Source organism: Kluyvera genomosp. 3 (assembly GCF_011765685.1).
Lineage (GTDB): Bacteria > Pseudomonadota > Gammaproteobacteria > Enterobacterales > Enterobacteriaceae > Kluyvera > Kluyvera georgiana_A.
Map to the genome: position 1 here is coordinate 2215449 of NZ_CP050321.1, position 13693 is coordinate 2229141.

At 47.0% G+C, this 13693-nt stretch carries 17 protein-coding genes; all 17 read left to right on the forward strand.

Annotated features, from left to right (window positions below; all coding sequences use genetic code 11):
- The first annotated feature begins 1 nt into the window (after position 1).
- A complete protein-coding gene (locus GY169_RS10325; RefSeq protein ID WP_167575690.1) occupies positions 2 to 265 on the forward strand; it encodes a type III secretion system needle complex protein in 264 nt (87 codons plus the stop codon).
- Positions 266 to 280: 15 nt separating this feature from the next.
- Positions 281 to 583, forward strand: coding sequence for a type III secretion system inner rod subunit SctI (gene sctI / locus GY169_RS10330; RefSeq protein WP_167575691.1), 303 nt, complete (start codon positions 281 to 283; stop codon positions 581 to 583).
- A 2-nt stretch (positions 584 to 585) separates the two neighbouring features.
- Positions 586 to 1458 carry an EscJ/YscJ/HrcJ family type III secretion inner membrane ring protein gene (locus GY169_RS10335; RefSeq protein ID WP_167575692.1) on the forward strand — a complete coding sequence of 291 codons (873 nt, stop codon included), beginning with the start codon at positions 586 to 588 and terminating at the stop codon, positions 1456 to 1458.
- Positions 1448 to 1987, forward strand: a complete 540-nt coding sequence (locus tag GY169_RS10340; protein ID WP_167575693.1) for a type III secretion apparatus protein OrgA/MxiK — start codon at positions 1448 to 1450, stop codon at positions 1985 to 1987. The genes GY169_RS10335 and GY169_RS10340 overlap by 11 nt, the downstream gene beginning before the upstream one ends.
- Positions 1968 to 2681: a hypothetical protein gene (locus GY169_RS10345; RefSeq protein WP_167575694.1), complete on the forward strand. Its 714-nt coding sequence runs from the start codon at positions 1968 to 1970 to the stop codon at positions 2679 to 2681. Before GY169_RS10340 ends, GY169_RS10345 begins: the two co-directional genes overlap by 20 nt.
- Positions 2668 to 2868: a hypothetical protein gene (locus GY169_RS10350; RefSeq protein WP_167575695.1), complete on the forward strand. Its 201-nt coding sequence runs from the start codon at positions 2668 to 2670 to the stop codon at positions 2866 to 2868. The genes GY169_RS10345 and GY169_RS10350 overlap by 14 nt, the downstream gene beginning before the upstream one ends.
- Positions 2855 to 3448 (forward strand): hypothetical protein, encoded by a 594-nt coding sequence (locus GY169_RS10355; protein ID WP_167575696.1) that lies wholly within the window; start codon positions 2855 to 2857, stop codon positions 3446 to 3448. Before GY169_RS10350 ends, GY169_RS10355 begins: the two co-directional genes overlap by 14 nt.
- Before the next feature lie 224 nt (positions 3449 to 3672).
- Complete coding sequence (locus GY169_RS10360) at positions 3673 to 5220, forward strand: winged helix-turn-helix domain-containing protein (protein ID WP_167575697.1); 1548 nt, start codon at positions 3673 to 3675, stop codon at positions 5218 to 5220.
- 674 nt (positions 5221 to 5894) lie between these two features.
- Positions 5895 to 6428, forward strand: coding sequence for a fimbrial protein (locus GY169_RS10365; RefSeq protein WP_167575698.1), 534 nt, complete (start codon positions 5895 to 5897; stop codon positions 6426 to 6428).
- 52 nt (positions 6429 to 6480) lie between these two features.
- Positions 6481 to 7038: a fimbrial protein gene (locus tag GY169_RS10370; protein WP_167575699.1), complete on the forward strand. Its 558-nt coding sequence runs from the start codon at positions 6481 to 6483 to the stop codon at positions 7036 to 7038.
- Entirely contained in the window at positions 7038 to 9536 is a 2499-nt protein-coding gene (locus GY169_RS10375) for an outer membrane usher protein (protein WP_167575700.1), read from the forward strand. Before GY169_RS10370 ends, GY169_RS10375 begins: the two co-directional genes overlap by 1 nt.
- An 80-nt stretch (positions 9537 to 9616) precedes the next feature.
- Positions 9617 to 10369: a fimbria/pilus periplasmic chaperone gene (locus GY169_RS10380; RefSeq protein ID WP_167575701.1), complete on the forward strand. Its 753-nt coding sequence runs from the start codon at positions 9617 to 9619 to the stop codon at positions 10367 to 10369.
- 5 nt (positions 10370 to 10374) lie between these two features.
- On the forward strand, positions 10375 to 11007 hold the full coding sequence (locus GY169_RS10385) for a fimbrial protein (protein WP_223882161.1): 633 nt from the start codon (positions 10375 to 10377) through the stop codon (positions 11005 to 11007).
- A 10-nt stretch (positions 11008 to 11017) separates the two neighbouring features.
- Positions 11018 to 11515, forward strand: a complete 498-nt coding sequence (locus tag GY169_RS10390; RefSeq protein WP_167575702.1) for a fimbrial protein — start codon at positions 11018 to 11020, stop codon at positions 11513 to 11515.
- A gap of 10 nt (positions 11516 to 11525) precedes the next feature.
- Positions 11526 to 12041 (forward strand): fimbrial protein, encoded by a 516-nt coding sequence (locus GY169_RS10395; protein ID WP_163446177.1) that lies wholly within the window; start codon positions 11526 to 11528, stop codon positions 12039 to 12041.
- 10 nt (positions 12042 to 12051) lie between these two features.
- Positions 12052 to 12606 carry a fimbrial protein gene (locus GY169_RS10400; RefSeq protein ID WP_167575703.1) on the forward strand — a complete coding sequence of 185 codons (555 nt, stop codon included), beginning with the start codon at positions 12052 to 12054 and terminating at the stop codon, positions 12604 to 12606.
- A gap of 10 nt (positions 12607 to 12616) precedes the next feature.
- On the forward strand, positions 12617 to 13540 hold the full coding sequence (locus GY169_RS10405; RefSeq protein ID WP_163446175.1) for a fimbrial protein: 924 nt from the start codon (positions 12617 to 12619) through the stop codon (positions 13538 to 13540).
- Positions 13541 to 13693: the final 153 nt, after the last annotated feature.

The window sequence follows — 13693 nt, forward strand, 5'->3', positions numbered from 1 at the left end:
AATGAGTGATGTTAATTATGCAGCATTTGCCAACTGGGATGGTTTTTTATCTGAGATGTCTGGATCGTTCGATTCTGGTGTCACAAATCTGAACACTGAACTGGATGAAGCATTAAAATTGTTGACAGCCGATCCATCAAACCCTGAGCTTTTGGCTAAATATCAGTCACGCTTATCAGAATATACACTTTATCGTAATGCACAGTCCAACGTGGTTAAAGTATATAAGGATGTGGCTTCAGCAATTATCACCAACTTCCGTTAATATGAGATTAATGTTATGAGCTTTATTGTTAATCCTATAGAGGCATTCGCTGAGCAATCAAAAGACATCTCAATGGCAGATCCAACCTCTGTCACGTTGGAAGCTCGGATGATTCAGGCCTATGCCAAAACCTCAACATCATTCGAAGCTGAACAAAATGATGTGATCAATCGATTACAACAATCGAAAGTGACATCGGACCCTGCAGAGTTATTCAAGTTACAGCAGCGCACGTCGGATTATAACCTGCAAGTTTCTATGATCAGCACCTTAACTCGCAAAGGCGTCAGTGCGGTTGAAACTCTACTACGTTCCTGATAATGAAAAAATCATACTTATTTTTGCCATTAACAGTGTTGCTTCTTACGGGCTGTAAGGAAGAGCAATTACTCAAAGGTCTTGAGCAGAATCAAGCTAATGAGGTTATTGCTTTGTTGCAGCGGAATAACATCATGGCCGAGAAACTGAGCACGGCTAAAGAAGGTTTTGCCGTTTCTGTTAATGCCCGGGATTTTGCCGCTGCCGTTGATCTTATGGCTATGTATGGTCTACCCAGACCACCTGAGATCGAAATTGCACAGATGTTTCCTGCTGATTCTCTTGTGTCGTCTCCGCGAGCGGAAAAGGTCCGACTTTATTCTGGTATTGAACAACGTCTAGCCCAGTCGTTGTTAGCAATACGGGGAGTGGTCTCAGCCCGGGTGCACGTTAGCTATGATATTGATGCTGGAGAAGGGAACAGCAGGAAAAAGCCTATCCATTTATCGTCGCTGCTCAATTACGATAATCAGATCACTGATACCTCGCTTTTGGTTGGGGATGTGAAACGTTTTTTGAAAAACAGCTTCGAGGATGTGGAATACGATAACATTTCGGTCATTTTGTCAAAAGTTGACAACGTTCAGCGGATAGCGCCAGCTATTGCGCCTGAGCGCTCTCCATCGTTGATGACCTGGTTATTTATCGTAGCTATGTTAGCAGTGAGTTTTGTATTAATCGCTACGATGGTATTCAAAAAGAAAGGGCATACATTAGCTTCGGCTTTAGGTAAGCATTCTATGCTCAATGGGAATAAGGGGCAGCACCAGCAAACGGGCGAGGCACAGGCTGAAATTAACCCCGAAGTTCAGAACAGCGTAGCAGTTTCCGATCAAAAATCTTCGCCGTCTGAAGGGAGGGAGAATGTACGCTGAAACACAGCGGATACTTTATGACCCTGTATCCTGGATTCATCCACATCGATTTCCGGCGATAGAGAATTTATCATCAGTTAGATGTCAATCTGTATTGAATGACCTTCTTTTAGAAGGGTTTAAGTTATCGACTGATTGCGTTGATCTTAATAATAGTCGTGAGCGTTATATAATTTCGCACTGGGCACTATTGCCCGGTGCGGCATTAATGGCTGCCTGCCATCGCCATCGGGCAAAACTCGCGCGCAGCGGTCTGATTGCAAAACTGGATAAGGTGACTCAGCAATTTGCGCTGTCTTGCCTTACCGAGTCAGAAAGCCAGGGGCATGAGAGATTAACAGCTCAGGAGTTAGTGCGGTTGGCCTGTCAGGAGGCAATGGCATTCAGTTGTTCACTATCGGTATCAATACGAGAAAGAGTCCCATTGCTTTTTTCCTCTTCACCGACGATTTCACATAGTGCAGTTTATAGTGAAAATGATGAACTGCTATTAAGGATGGCTATTCAGCATGCAAAACGAGCCTCATGATATTATTTTTCGAAATATTGCCGAAGATGTTTTATTGCCTGCAAGTAAATTATCCCTGATAAAGCGATCGCACGACATTATTGCGCAGGCCAAAAAAAATGCCAGTAGGATAATTAAAGAGGCAGAAGCAGAATGCGAGCAAATCCGCCGTGAATCATATAGCGCTGGCTATGAACAGGGGTTGGTAATGTCTCTCAGTTCGGTCTGCCAATTCATTGACAACAGCGAAAAATATACTCAAGAAATGGCGGTCAAGATACGAAATGATCTGAAAAATACTTTGTCTGATATCATTAGCGAAGATGATTTTAATGTAAAGGTGGTTGAGCATTGGGCTGAAGGACTTGACAAAAGTGATGAATCTTTACCATTACATATCCTAATGCCTTATGCCAATCGAAAGCTAAAGGAAAGGTTTGCTCAGGCGATCAAAAAGAACCATTCCGGGGGTGTGATTTTTGAGTTCCACGATGAGCCTCGGTTCGTATTCAAATATAATAACCGACTGGCTGAGTTTTATCCTGAAGAGTTTATCTACGCTACCGTTGATGCACTGACATCAAAATATACTTTTGCCGAGCGAAAGCGCGAAATATCTAATGAGGCCATCAGATATCTCCATGAACAGTTGAGCTTATTGTATCCACCGTTACAAGAAGAAGGCATTACGGAGTTAACAGATGAACAATATTGATACAATCAGTAGTTACAACTCAGAAGTGGTCTTGCAAAATCATGTCGAGGAAATTAAAAGTCTCGATGAAAATATGAGTGAGTCGAAGACCGACCTGAATCTTGGCTTCTTGATGATGTATGAAGAATGGAAACAAAAGATTCTCTTATCCAATGGGATTAATGAGGATGAAAATGCTGAATGGTAAATTGTTGTATATGAAATGCAGTATTGCTATCAGTGTTATTTTGCTTGGCGGCTGTCAATCATTCCCGCCGAATAAAACGCTAATGGCAAGCCATCATCAAGAAGTTGTTGGCCCGGCATATCGTTGCGTCCCTGGAGAAGGCAAAATCAATAGTGTATTGCCGGCGACACTGTATGAGCATATGAATGCGTGCATTGTCAGAGAATCATGGAGTGATGCGGTATATTTGTATGCTCTGGCCGGGAGTTTAACATGGTATGACGCGGTTCAGGTAGATACGCAATTTGCGCGTTCCATGCACACTCGGTTGCTAAAAGAAAGTATTGATGCTCTTGATAATAACCAGCGAAATAATTTCTGGCTGCACATTCAAGCTACTATGTCAGACCTTACTCAAAAGACAGCATTATGTGAAAATCTCATTGCCTTAGGTGCACCAACATATCAACCTGATTATATGCTGTTATCTGCTTCTGTGAACGTAGAGAGAAGGGAGCCAATAGCGATGTACTGGAAAAAAGCCGTTTATTCATATATTGGTTGTGATAGTGAAAGTTACCTTGATAACTATTCTTCATAAAAAACGAGCTATTCCTGGACATTGTGCATGTTTTTTCGTTTAAGATGTTTCAACTCCTTTCTTTTATTATATGGGTGTGTTAAAAAACAATAGGTATGATGATTTGAGCTATCCTTTTATCTGCAATAAAATGCTTGGGTAAAAAATCATTGTGTTTATCAACTCGTTTATAGAATATTTAGACTATATTGGGATTTTTATCTTCACGGTAAAAGGATTTTTTTATGGATTCTATATGTTACAAATTTGAAGGATTTAAGTTTCGATATGGACGTCTTGTCAACAGTGAAATGAATGAGATTACGCTTGCACCAAAGGAAAGTGCAGTGCTGAAACTATTGCTGGAACGTGCAAATGAGGTTGTCACTAAGGAGGATTTCGTACGGCTAGTTTGGAAAGGGGGGATTGTTTCCGATGAGTCACTGACACGCTGCATCTATGTTCTGAGACGAATTTTGGGGCACTCTCATAGTAAGCGCTTTATTGAGACAGTATATGGTAAGGGTTATCGTTTTGTCTTTGATGTGCAGATAGCCGATGACGATGTTTCCTTAGATGATACACCTACGCCAGTGCTACAACCCCCTGCATCGGGCAACCCCAGCATTGCATTATTTCCGTTTGAAATGGAGAATAATAAATTATCTATATCACTTCACGATATGCTGGTAGAAAGATTACAACGCATAAAAATGAAAAGTTCAGTATCCATGCATGTGATTTCTTCATTTGTCACACGAGCCTATCGGGACTATAGTGATTTTTTATTAGCAATTGAAAAATCAAATGCAGACTATTACATCACTGGTGCAGAAGTCTATTCTGACGATAACTGTATTATCAGGCTGGAGTTAGTCAGAGCTTACGACCATTCTGTGCTTGGTCGTGAGGGGGTGACCCTGACGGGCGATCATCATCTTAATTTTCACGCTATTTTTAAGATGATCACCATACTGCTTTCAGGGATTGGTGTAACGATAAGAGATGTGAATATCGCTACTCCCGTGACAGAGATAGGTAGTGAAATAATCGCGGAAGAAAAGCATCAACATTACTCTACTCGCACATTGAGAAAACATCTGGACCTTATCTGTGAAGAGGAGGGACTGCGAAAACACTATGTGAATAAATTCCATGAGGCCATGGCTATCTACTTCTCAATCGTTAATCATGGAATCATTAAATATTCGTATTTACGCGATGAGATAAACCATATCTTTAAGAAGATGGCTGCCAGGGAACAAAATAAAGCGATCGCTTTAGCGTTGCAGGGCGTTCTCGATGAAGGGGATACCGCAGAGGAGAAATTCAAACTCGCACTGTTGTTGTACCCTGGTGTGGCGGAAGTCTATTACTACTACGCTTGTTATCTTGTCACCAATGGCGACTATTATAATGCACTGCGGATGAATAATATTTCTATTGATCTTAATAAGGCGTCATACTCTGCAAGGACATTATCACTGATTATTTATTATCTGATGGGAGACTATTCTAACGTCTTTGAAATCGGTGACAAGTTGTTACTCACACGGTCCTGCTTTACATCAATTGTGAAAGGCATCCTGGCTTTAATTTATGTCAGAGGAGGGGAGCTAAAAAAAGCACAACACTTCACCCATGCTTTTGAGAAAGTAAAGAGTGAGTGTGATTTTATCGCCTACTGCTATGATGAGGTGCAGTCCAAAGTGAAGGGTAATCACACAAGCCATGTCCCAAATGCAGTAGAGAGAAAGGCTCAAGAAAGTAAATACGTTGCTTGTAATCCATGATAATTATTATTTACACAAGGCTATTGTAATGTGATTTTAAAACGCGCATTTATAATTATGAATGATAATGAATGTCCTCTCCGTATAATTAGCGATAAGCATGTGTCAGGTGTTTTTTTTCGATTTGATATATGGTGTATGTCGAATTGAAAGTGTGTTTATTGAGTTAGAGGTTATTCATAATGATATTTAATGCGTTTTTAATTGGCGCTGTGAAATAGAGGAAATAGAACGTCGATTGATTTTATTGTCAATGTATAAACTCTTCCTACAACTTCAATAATGATGAGTGCAGAAAGCGCACAGATATATAGTTTTTAAAACTAGAGTCTCCTTCTGGCGACAATCGCCAGAAGGGTGTTAAGAACTTGCCCTATCCTACTAACAGCAGTGTTTCACCACGCCCTAAAACTCTTAACTTGGACAGGTTGTCTGATTATATGCGTGGAGAACAATGCTGGTATCAGCATACGCGAGTAACGCTAAAAATCAGCCGTAATTATTCTTGCAAAAAACACTTTTATCAAATGGCATATATTAACTGTGTCGTTTTTTGAAAGTCCTGATTGTATAAATTAAGTAGATTTAATCCACATAAAAATGTGGTTCACCAGCACTATGCGGATAAAGCAAGTGTTGGTGATATCTATTCACTTTTGCAGGAATGAACAAAGATGCAATTAATTAAATGGGCTTGGGCTATTGGCTTGACGACCACCGTATTCTCCGGTTATGTGCAGGCAGGAGATCAGGGCCATGGTAAGGTTACATTTACCGGAGCAATTATTGATGCCCCATGTTCAATCACTCCCGATAGTATTGAGCAAACAGTCGATCTTGGCGAAATTTCTAACAAAGCCCTGATGAATGGGGGAAAATCACGTCCACGACCATTTGATATCAAATTGGAAAGTTGCGATCTCTCCGGACTCACAGATAAAACGGTCACCATCACCTTCACCGGCTCAGAGTCCAGTGCCCAGCCGGGCTACCTGGCGCTGGTTGGCACCGCCAAAGGCGCGGCAATCGCCATTACCAATGATGAAGGTACCAATATTCCACTCGGAACACCCAGCACGGCAACGAAAACTCAGCAAGGGGATAACACCCTGACCTATGCCGCTTATTTGCAGGGCAATGGTGCCTCTTCGTCCGTTGTGCCGGGCGACTTTTCCTCGGTTGCTAATTTTACCCTGGCCTACCAGTAAGCCGAGTCTGGCCTTACGCATTTTCGGTACGGTTTTTATATGCGGGGTACCTATGAAATGTAGTGCTTCATTTGTCACGCCTTTGCGGCTGCTGTGGTTAACACTGCCATTTTTCTCCGCGAGCGTACTGGCGACCTCCGTTGGGGATCAGGGGCATGGAAAGGTCAGCATGCAGGGGGCAATCATCGATACGCCCTGTGCGATTAAGGTCGATAGCCGGGATCAGGTTATCGACCTTATCACCTTGCCGTTGGACCAAATTATCAGCACCGGTGTTGGACCGTCGAAGTCGTTCAGTATTCACCTCGAGAACTGCGCGCTGGAGCCGATGTTGCCAAACCATCCTGACTGGTCACATTTTAGCGTCACTTTCGATGGCGCTATCACCGATGGAACATTGTTTGCCCTGGGTGGTGAGGCCCGTGGAATTGGTCTCGAAATTATGGATGCGGCGGGAAACCGTATGTTACCGGGTATCGCTTCTTCTGAGGGGCAGATAATGCCTGGCGCCATGCGTCTTGATTACAGTCTACGTCTGGTGGGTAACCATCAAAAATTGCGGGCTGGTGCCTATCAGACGACGGTGCGTTTTAAACTGGATTATTTTTGATGAGGCAAGTTTTTAACTACTCAGGGATTGCGCTGCTGGTTGCGCTGGCTATACAGGGAGCGCCGAGCCTGGTATATGCGGCGGAAGCTATCCAGTTCAATACCGACGTGCTGGATGTTGGTGACCGGGCGAAAATAGATCTCAGCCAGTTTTCTCGCGCCGGTTTTATCATGCCGGGAAAGTACCATATGGTCGTGCGTCTGAATAAGACCGAGTTGCCTGAACAGCCGCTGAATTTTTTCGCGCCGGATGATGACCCAAAGGGGAGTGAGGTTTGCCTGACCCCGGATCTGGTCGCGCAGCTAGATCTTAAATCTTCCGTGAAGAACTCGCTCACATGGTGGCACCACGATACCTGCTTACAGTTGGTCAGTTTGCCTGGTGCCAGCGTCCGCGCGGATCTTGGTAGTAACACGCTATATCTGAGCATTCCCCAGGCGTATCTGGAGTATACCGCTGAGAACTGGGATCCTCCCGGAAGTTGGGATGAAGGAATCGGTGGGGCGATTTTCGATTATAACCTCAACGGACAATCCTCTCGCTATGCGGTGGGAAACCGTCGTGAGACGAAGTCATTGACCGGTAATGGGACGACCGGTTTTAACCTCGGCAGCTGGCGTGTACGCGCCGACTGGCAAGGGCGCTATAGCCATAGTGATGGAATGAACAAGGACGAACAACGTGAGTGGGCGTGGAGTCGATATTACGCATGGCGCGCTCTACCTACGCTTAAGGCGAAACTGATGTTAGGCGAAAACTATCTTAACTCAGGATTGTTTGACAGTTTCCGCTATACGGGAAGTAGCCTGGAGTCGGATGACACCATGCTGCCGCCAAATCTCCGCGGCTATGCGCCGGAGGTGGTTGGCGTCGCCAGAACTAACGCTAAAGTCACCATCAGCCAGCAGGGGCGTGTGCTCCACGAAACCACCGTCGCGGCGGGGCCGTTTCGTATTCAGGATCTGAATACGGCGGTCTCCGGCACGTTGGATGTGGCAATACAGGAACAGGATGGCAGCGTACGCAGTTTCCAGGTGGATACCGCCAATATTCCCTATCTGACACGGCCGGGAATGGTGCGTTACAAACTGGCAATGGGTAAACCGTCGGACTACCGTCACAACAGCCTGGGACCGGGATTTGTGACGGGGGAATTTTCGTGGGGTGTGAACAACGGTTGGTCACTGTACGGCGGTAGCCTGCTGGCGGGCGAATATAACGCGCTGTCAGCGGGGATCGGACGCGACCTGCTGGCTTTAGGTGCGATCTCATTTGATTTGACGGAATCTCATGCCGTACTGCCGCACGCGGGCAGTAAAACGGGTGGATCCTGGCGTCTTAGTTACTCTAAACGCTTTGACGAATATGACAGCCAGGTCACTTTTGCGGGCTATCGATTTTCGCAGCGTAATTTTATGAATATGTCTGAGTTCCTCAACGCGCGCTATCACGGCATTGCGGGTAATAACAACAAGGAGCTTTACACCATTGCCTTCAATAAACAGTTTCGGCAGATCGGGCTAAGTGCCTACATGAACTATAGCCACCAGACCTACTGGGACCGACCAGATAACGAAACCTACAATTTCTCGGTATCACGCTTTTTTGATGTCGGGCAATTGAAAAACCTGGGTCTGAATTTCTCCGCCTACCGCACCTTTTTTAACCATACCCGTGACGATGGCGCTTACCTTAGTCTCTCGGTGCCGTGGGGAAATGGCGGAACCTTTAACGTCGATAGCCAGGCGGGAAGTTCAGGCAATGGCGCAACGGTGGGTTATTTCAACAGCATAGATCTGAACAACAGCTATCGACTTAAAGCCGGTGTTGCTCAGCAGGGACGGGGAACCAGTAGCGCGTATTTTACCCATAAAGGTGATGTCGCGGAACTCTCGGTTAATACAAGCTACGAACAGGGACACTATCGTACATGGGGCGGCGCCATCCAGGGGGGGCTTACGGCCACAGCGCAAGGGATGGCGATGCACCGGGTAAGCAGTATGGGCGGGACGCGCATGATGGTGGATACCGCTGGCATAGCCGGGGTACCCATTCGCGGCTACGGTGCGGGAACGCAGACGAACCGTTTTGGCAAGGCAGTAGTCGCGGATATCAACAAAGGCTACCGCAGCAGCGTCAGCGTGGATGTTAACGATCTTGCCGATAACGTGGAAGCCACGCGATCGGTCGTGCAGGGAACGCTAACGGAAGGGGCTATCGGCTATCGCCGTTTTGGCATGATCGCCGGACACAAATCCATGGTGCGATTGCGTCTTACGGACGGCAGTGCGGTGCCATTTGGCTCGGTGGTGGTCAGCCATCACGAAAGCCAGGCAGGGATCGTTGACGATGATGGAATGGTGTGGCTAACGGGGATGGTGGCAGGAGAGAGCATGCGGGTGATGTGGGATGGGCAAACGCAGTGCGCAATCATGCTGCCAAAACCCTTACCGACAACTACCCGTATTCTACCGTTAACTTGCTCACCGCAAATTTAACACCTCAACTCTCCGCAGCCGTGGAGACAACATGCGGCCCGGCGTATTTATGGCGGGCCAATAACAGCGAGTATCTCTGTATGAAATATCATTTATTACCCACGATGGCTGGCGCGGCTCTGACTTGCGCACTGATAAGCCACGGTTCTCAGGCTGCCGTCACGCTCGATCGCACTCGAGCGGTGTTTAACGGTGCAAACAAGTCAATGAGTTTGAACATCACCAATCAAAACAAAGCATTGCCATATCTGGCACAGGCGTGGATTGAAGATGAATCGGGAAACAAAATCAGCGGCCCGATTGCGGCGTTACCGCCATTGCAGCGGGTAGAATCAATGGCTAAAGGGCAGGTGAAGCTGCAGCTGACTGATGATGCACAATCGCTACCGCAGGATAGAGAGTCAATTTTTTATTTTAATCTAAGGGAAATCCCGCCTAAGAGCAGCAAAGCAAATACCCTTCAGATTGCGTTGCAAACGCGAATTAAACTGTTTTATCGCCCCGCTGCGCTACAGCTCAACCGTGGCAACGCCCATGATCTTTGGCAGAAAAAACTGGTGTTAACCCGCCAGGGTGAGGGCTATCGCGTCAGTAATCCCAGTCCTTACTATGTGACGCTGGCCGCCGCTTTCAAACAGCCTGACGGTAAACCTGTTTCGGGATTCGACCCGGTAATGATTGCGCCTTTCAGCGAATCACCGCTCACAGTGAAGGCCGGTGCGCTAGGTGATAAACCGGTCTTGACCTGGATTAACGATTATGGCGGTCGGCCAAAGCTGATATTTAGCTGTCAGCACGATATTTGTCGGGTTGTGGACAGTAAGGCCGGATAAGTGCCATGACGATGATTGAAACGATGAATGGCCCTGGATGGCGGATGGTGCAGGCGAGAAAAGTTATCGCGATGTTGCTTGTTGCCGGCACCGTCGGTCTGCCATCTGTGGCTTGCGCCGATCCGGACAACTGGAAGGTGGAAGGGGAACACGGCGAGTTGCACGTTTACGGTGAGTTTGTCGAGGGCGCCTGCCGTCTCGATATGGCCTCACAAAATCAGGAGATCACGTTGGGGCGGATCCCGGCGCAGGTTCTGAGCAAGGTCGGGTCCCGCAGTGAGGCGATAGCTTTCGTTTTGCGCCTGCGCGACTGCGTTCATGTTGGTGGCAATATGCTCGACCAACGTACGGGCAATCACCTTTGGGATCGTTATCAGCCTATGGTCAGCGTGACGTTTGTCGCCCCTGCGGATGCCGATACGCCTGAGCTTGTTAAAGTCGAGGGCATCACCGGAATGGGGCTACGTATGACTGATAGCGCGGGTCGCAATGTTCGTCTTGGGCAACGCGGCGCGCCACAGTTCGTCACCCCGGGGAACGATGCGTTGATTTACCGCGTTCAGGCGGAAAGGACGGCGCAGGCGCTGATGTCGGGCGAATGGCGCGCAACGGTGGGGTTCGAGCTGAATTATGACTGAGGAACGCTTTATGAAGTCTCTGACTTACAGCGTGGCCGCGATGACCCTGCTCGTGGCCGCTAACTCGGCTGCCGGGCCGGGCTCCAGCAATGTGAATATCAGTCTGACCGGCGAGGTCATCGCGACCGCGTCCTGCAGTTTTTCTAATGGCGACCCCATTAAAGTCGAATTCGGCGATGTTTATATCAATGAGATCGTTGGAACGACCTATCGCCAGATGATCCCCTATCAGGTGAACTGTAAAGGTGATCCGGATGGTAAAACCCTGCAGATGCAGGTTGCTGGTACCTCGGCGGACGGTGATAACAGCAAGCTTAAAACGGATGCCAACGGCCTGACGATAAAATTGCAAAATGGCAGTGTGACTTTACCGCTTAATCAATGGTTTGACTTTAATAATGCCAGCCCACCTACGTTGTATGCAGTGCTGGAAAAACAAAACAGTGCCCGGTTTCAGGATGGTCAAGCGTTTAACGCTACGGCAACCCTGAAGGTGGCTTATAACTAAGGCGAACAGGATGAACTATTCCATTATCAGCCGACAATCTCTGTGCGCTGCACTTTTTTTAGTTGCCCTTTGCGGCACCGGGCCGGTTCTCGCCGTGGCGACCGGAGACAGCCGTGATATAGCATTTCATGGCACCTTGAGAATCCACCCCTGTCATATCAACAACGATCGTGACCTGAGTATTCATTTTGACAATGTGGGTATTCATAAGGTGGACGGGCAGCGTTACAAACAGACTATTGGTTACCAACTGGTCTGCGATGATGTCGACCCGATGTGGCGTTTGACCATGATAGTGAAAGGCAACGCCACGTCGTTTGACGCCAGCGCGCTGAGCACCAATGCCACAGGGCTGGGAATCCAAATTCGTCAGAACGGCCAACCATTTGAGCTCAACAAAGCGTTGGATATCACCTATCAGAACCCGCCTACGCTCGAAGCCGTGCCGGTAAAAGATCCCAACGTTAGCGAGCTGACTGAAGGCGCGTTCAGCGCAACCGCAACCCTGCTGGCGGAATATCTATAAGGAGAGTGGCATGAATAACATCAGCAAGCGGCGCATCGTGCTCGGCATATTACTCCTGAGCGCGGCGCAGGGAGTTGTGGCTGCCGGAGGTGGAGTAAAAGAGGTCAGTAATAATCTGCACTTTGATGGCCAATTGGTTGCCGATCCTTGCGAACTTGACCCAACCTCTACTGCAATTACCCTTGATTTCGGCACGGTGATAGATACCTACCTTTATTTGCACACCCGCACACATGCGCAGCCGTTTGTCATCAAACTTAAAGAGTGTGATCTCACGCTGGGCAACCAGGTTGAAGTGACGTTTAAGGGCACCGAGAGCACGGAGCTTCCAGGTCTGTTAGCCGTAGCTTCGCCTACCGATAGCGGGTTGGCCATCGGAATGTCGCTGCCTGACGGTACGCCATTGCCTTTTAATAAAACGATACCTGCGTTTTCTCTTCATAGCGGTAATAGTGAGCTGGAGCTTAATGGCTACGTGATGGGTGAACCTGGTGCGTTGGCAAATCGCACTTTGCGTCGTGGCGTATTCAGCGCGTTGGCGACTTTTGAGCTTAATTATCCCTAGGAAAGATCAAATGAAAACAACATTGCCTTTGCTGGCATTTTTGCTGCTTCAAAGTGCGGCTGCATCGGCCTACGAGTGTGCTTCGATAGGTTGGCACGGTGGTGACGCTGATATCCATGTTAACATCAGTTCAGATGTCAGCACCGGGAAAAACAGAATTATCGATCTCGCCCCACAAATTACCTGTACAAATACGGCAGGACAGAAAGGATGGATAGATACCATGTGGCTGGGGAGTGATGGGGTAAAACTTGATAGTACTATTTTTAAAAATCTTAAATATGGTGTGTTGATCTCAGGTGTGGATCATCCGTCGCCGGTATCAGAGACGAAAATTTTCGATCTCGACGACGGCGAATCAAGACAATTGCCCGTCGTACTCTATTTTGAATTAACCTCGCTGGGTGAGGAACTTCATATCAAGTCCGGTGATAAACTCGGTAGCATACGATTCGTGCAAACGAATAATCACGGCGAGCGTCATAACTATACCTGGAAGTTCTTTGCGGCGAATGATGCAGATATTAATACCGCTACTTGTAAAGTTTTATCCGGTTCAACTTTTAATGTAGATTTGGGGCAGATAGAACGTGGCGATATTGTCTCTGGCGGCACATCATCACAAACTATAAATAAAGATTTCAACATTGTTTGTGATGCCGCACATACTGTAGATTTTGATGTCAGAATGAGCCTGGTATCTCCTGCGTGGAATAATAAGGCGATTCGAACCAGCAATGATAATCTGGGGGTGGAAATGCGCTGGAATGGCCAGACGGTCAGCGACGGTGTGAGTCAGAAGTTAAGTGTGACGAACGGTAGCGCGACTGTGCCATTAAGTTTTACGCCAGTTAAGCCGGCCTCACTGAGTTTTGATGATATTGCAACGGGGGCATTTACTGCTTCGGCTACCTTAATTTTGACGCAGTATTAATAGGCTCAATAGCGTTTTTTGATAGAGAACATTCTGTTCCCTGTGTTAGATTTTAACCATGGATTGAGTCGGAGGTAATGATAATTTATGTTATCAATACAACTCCGGGTAAAGGTAACCACTCATGTAGCATGAGGATATTGCTTTTGGGCG

Excerpts from the sequence above, each read along its gene's own strand:
- GY169_RS10400 (WP_167575703.1), top strand. The coding sequence starts at position 12,052 with ATGAATAACATCAGCAAGCGGCGCATCGTGCTCGGCATATTACTCCTG.
- GY169_RS10325 (WP_167575690.1), top strand. The coding sequence starts at position 2 with ATGAGTGATGTTAATTATGCAGCATTTGCCAACTGGGATGGTTTTTTA.
- GY169_RS10360 (WP_167575697.1), top strand. The coding sequence starts at position 3,673 with ATGGATTCTATATGTTACAAATTTGAAGGATTTAAGTTTCGATATGGA.
- GY169_RS10375 (WP_167575700.1), top strand. The coding sequence starts at position 7,038 with ATGAGGCAAGTTTTTAACTACTCAGGGATTGCGCTGCTGGTTGCGCTG.
- GY169_RS10350 (WP_167575695.1), top strand. The coding sequence starts at position 2,668 with ATGAACAATATTGATACAATCAGTAGTTACAACTCAGAAGTGGTCTTG.
- GY169_RS10395 (WP_163446177.1), top strand. The coding sequence starts at position 11,526 with ATGAACTATTCCATTATCAGCCGACAATCTCTGTGCGCTGCACTTTTT.
- GY169_RS10345 (WP_167575694.1), top strand. The coding sequence starts at position 1,968 with ATGCAAAACGAGCCTCATGATATTATTTTTCGAAATATTGCCGAAGAT.
- GY169_RS10385 (WP_223882161.1), top strand. The coding sequence starts at position 10,375 with ATGACGATGATTGAAACGATGAATGGCCCTGGATGGCGGATGGTGCAG.
- GY169_RS10390 (WP_167575702.1), top strand. The coding sequence starts at position 11,018 with ATGAAGTCTCTGACTTACAGCGTGGCCGCGATGACCCTGCTCGTGGCC.
- GY169_RS10355 (WP_167575696.1), top strand. The coding sequence starts at position 2,855 with ATGCTGAATGGTAAATTGTTGTATATGAAATGCAGTATTGCTATCAGT.
- GY169_RS10405 (WP_163446175.1), top strand. The coding sequence starts at position 12,617 with ATGAAAACAACATTGCCTTTGCTGGCATTTTTGCTGCTTCAAAGTGCG.
- GY169_RS10380 (WP_167575701.1), top strand. The coding sequence starts at position 9,617 with ATGAAATATCATTTATTACCCACGATGGCTGGCGCGGCTCTGACTTGC.
- GY169_RS10335 (WP_167575692.1), top strand. The coding sequence starts at position 586 with ATGAAAAAATCATACTTATTTTTGCCATTAACAGTGTTGCTTCTTACG.
- GY169_RS10370 (WP_167575699.1), top strand. The coding sequence starts at position 6,481 with ATGAAATGTAGTGCTTCATTTGTCACGCCTTTGCGGCTGCTGTGGTTA.
- GY169_RS10340 (WP_167575693.1), top strand. The coding sequence starts at position 1,448 with ATGTACGCTGAAACACAGCGGATACTTTATGACCCTGTATCCTGGATT.
- sctI (WP_167575691.1), top strand. The coding sequence starts at position 281 with ATGAGCTTTATTGTTAATCCTATAGAGGCATTCGCTGAGCAATCAAAA.
- GY169_RS10365 (WP_167575698.1), top strand. The coding sequence starts at position 5,895 with ATGCAATTAATTAAATGGGCTTGGGCTATTGGCTTGACGACCACCGTA.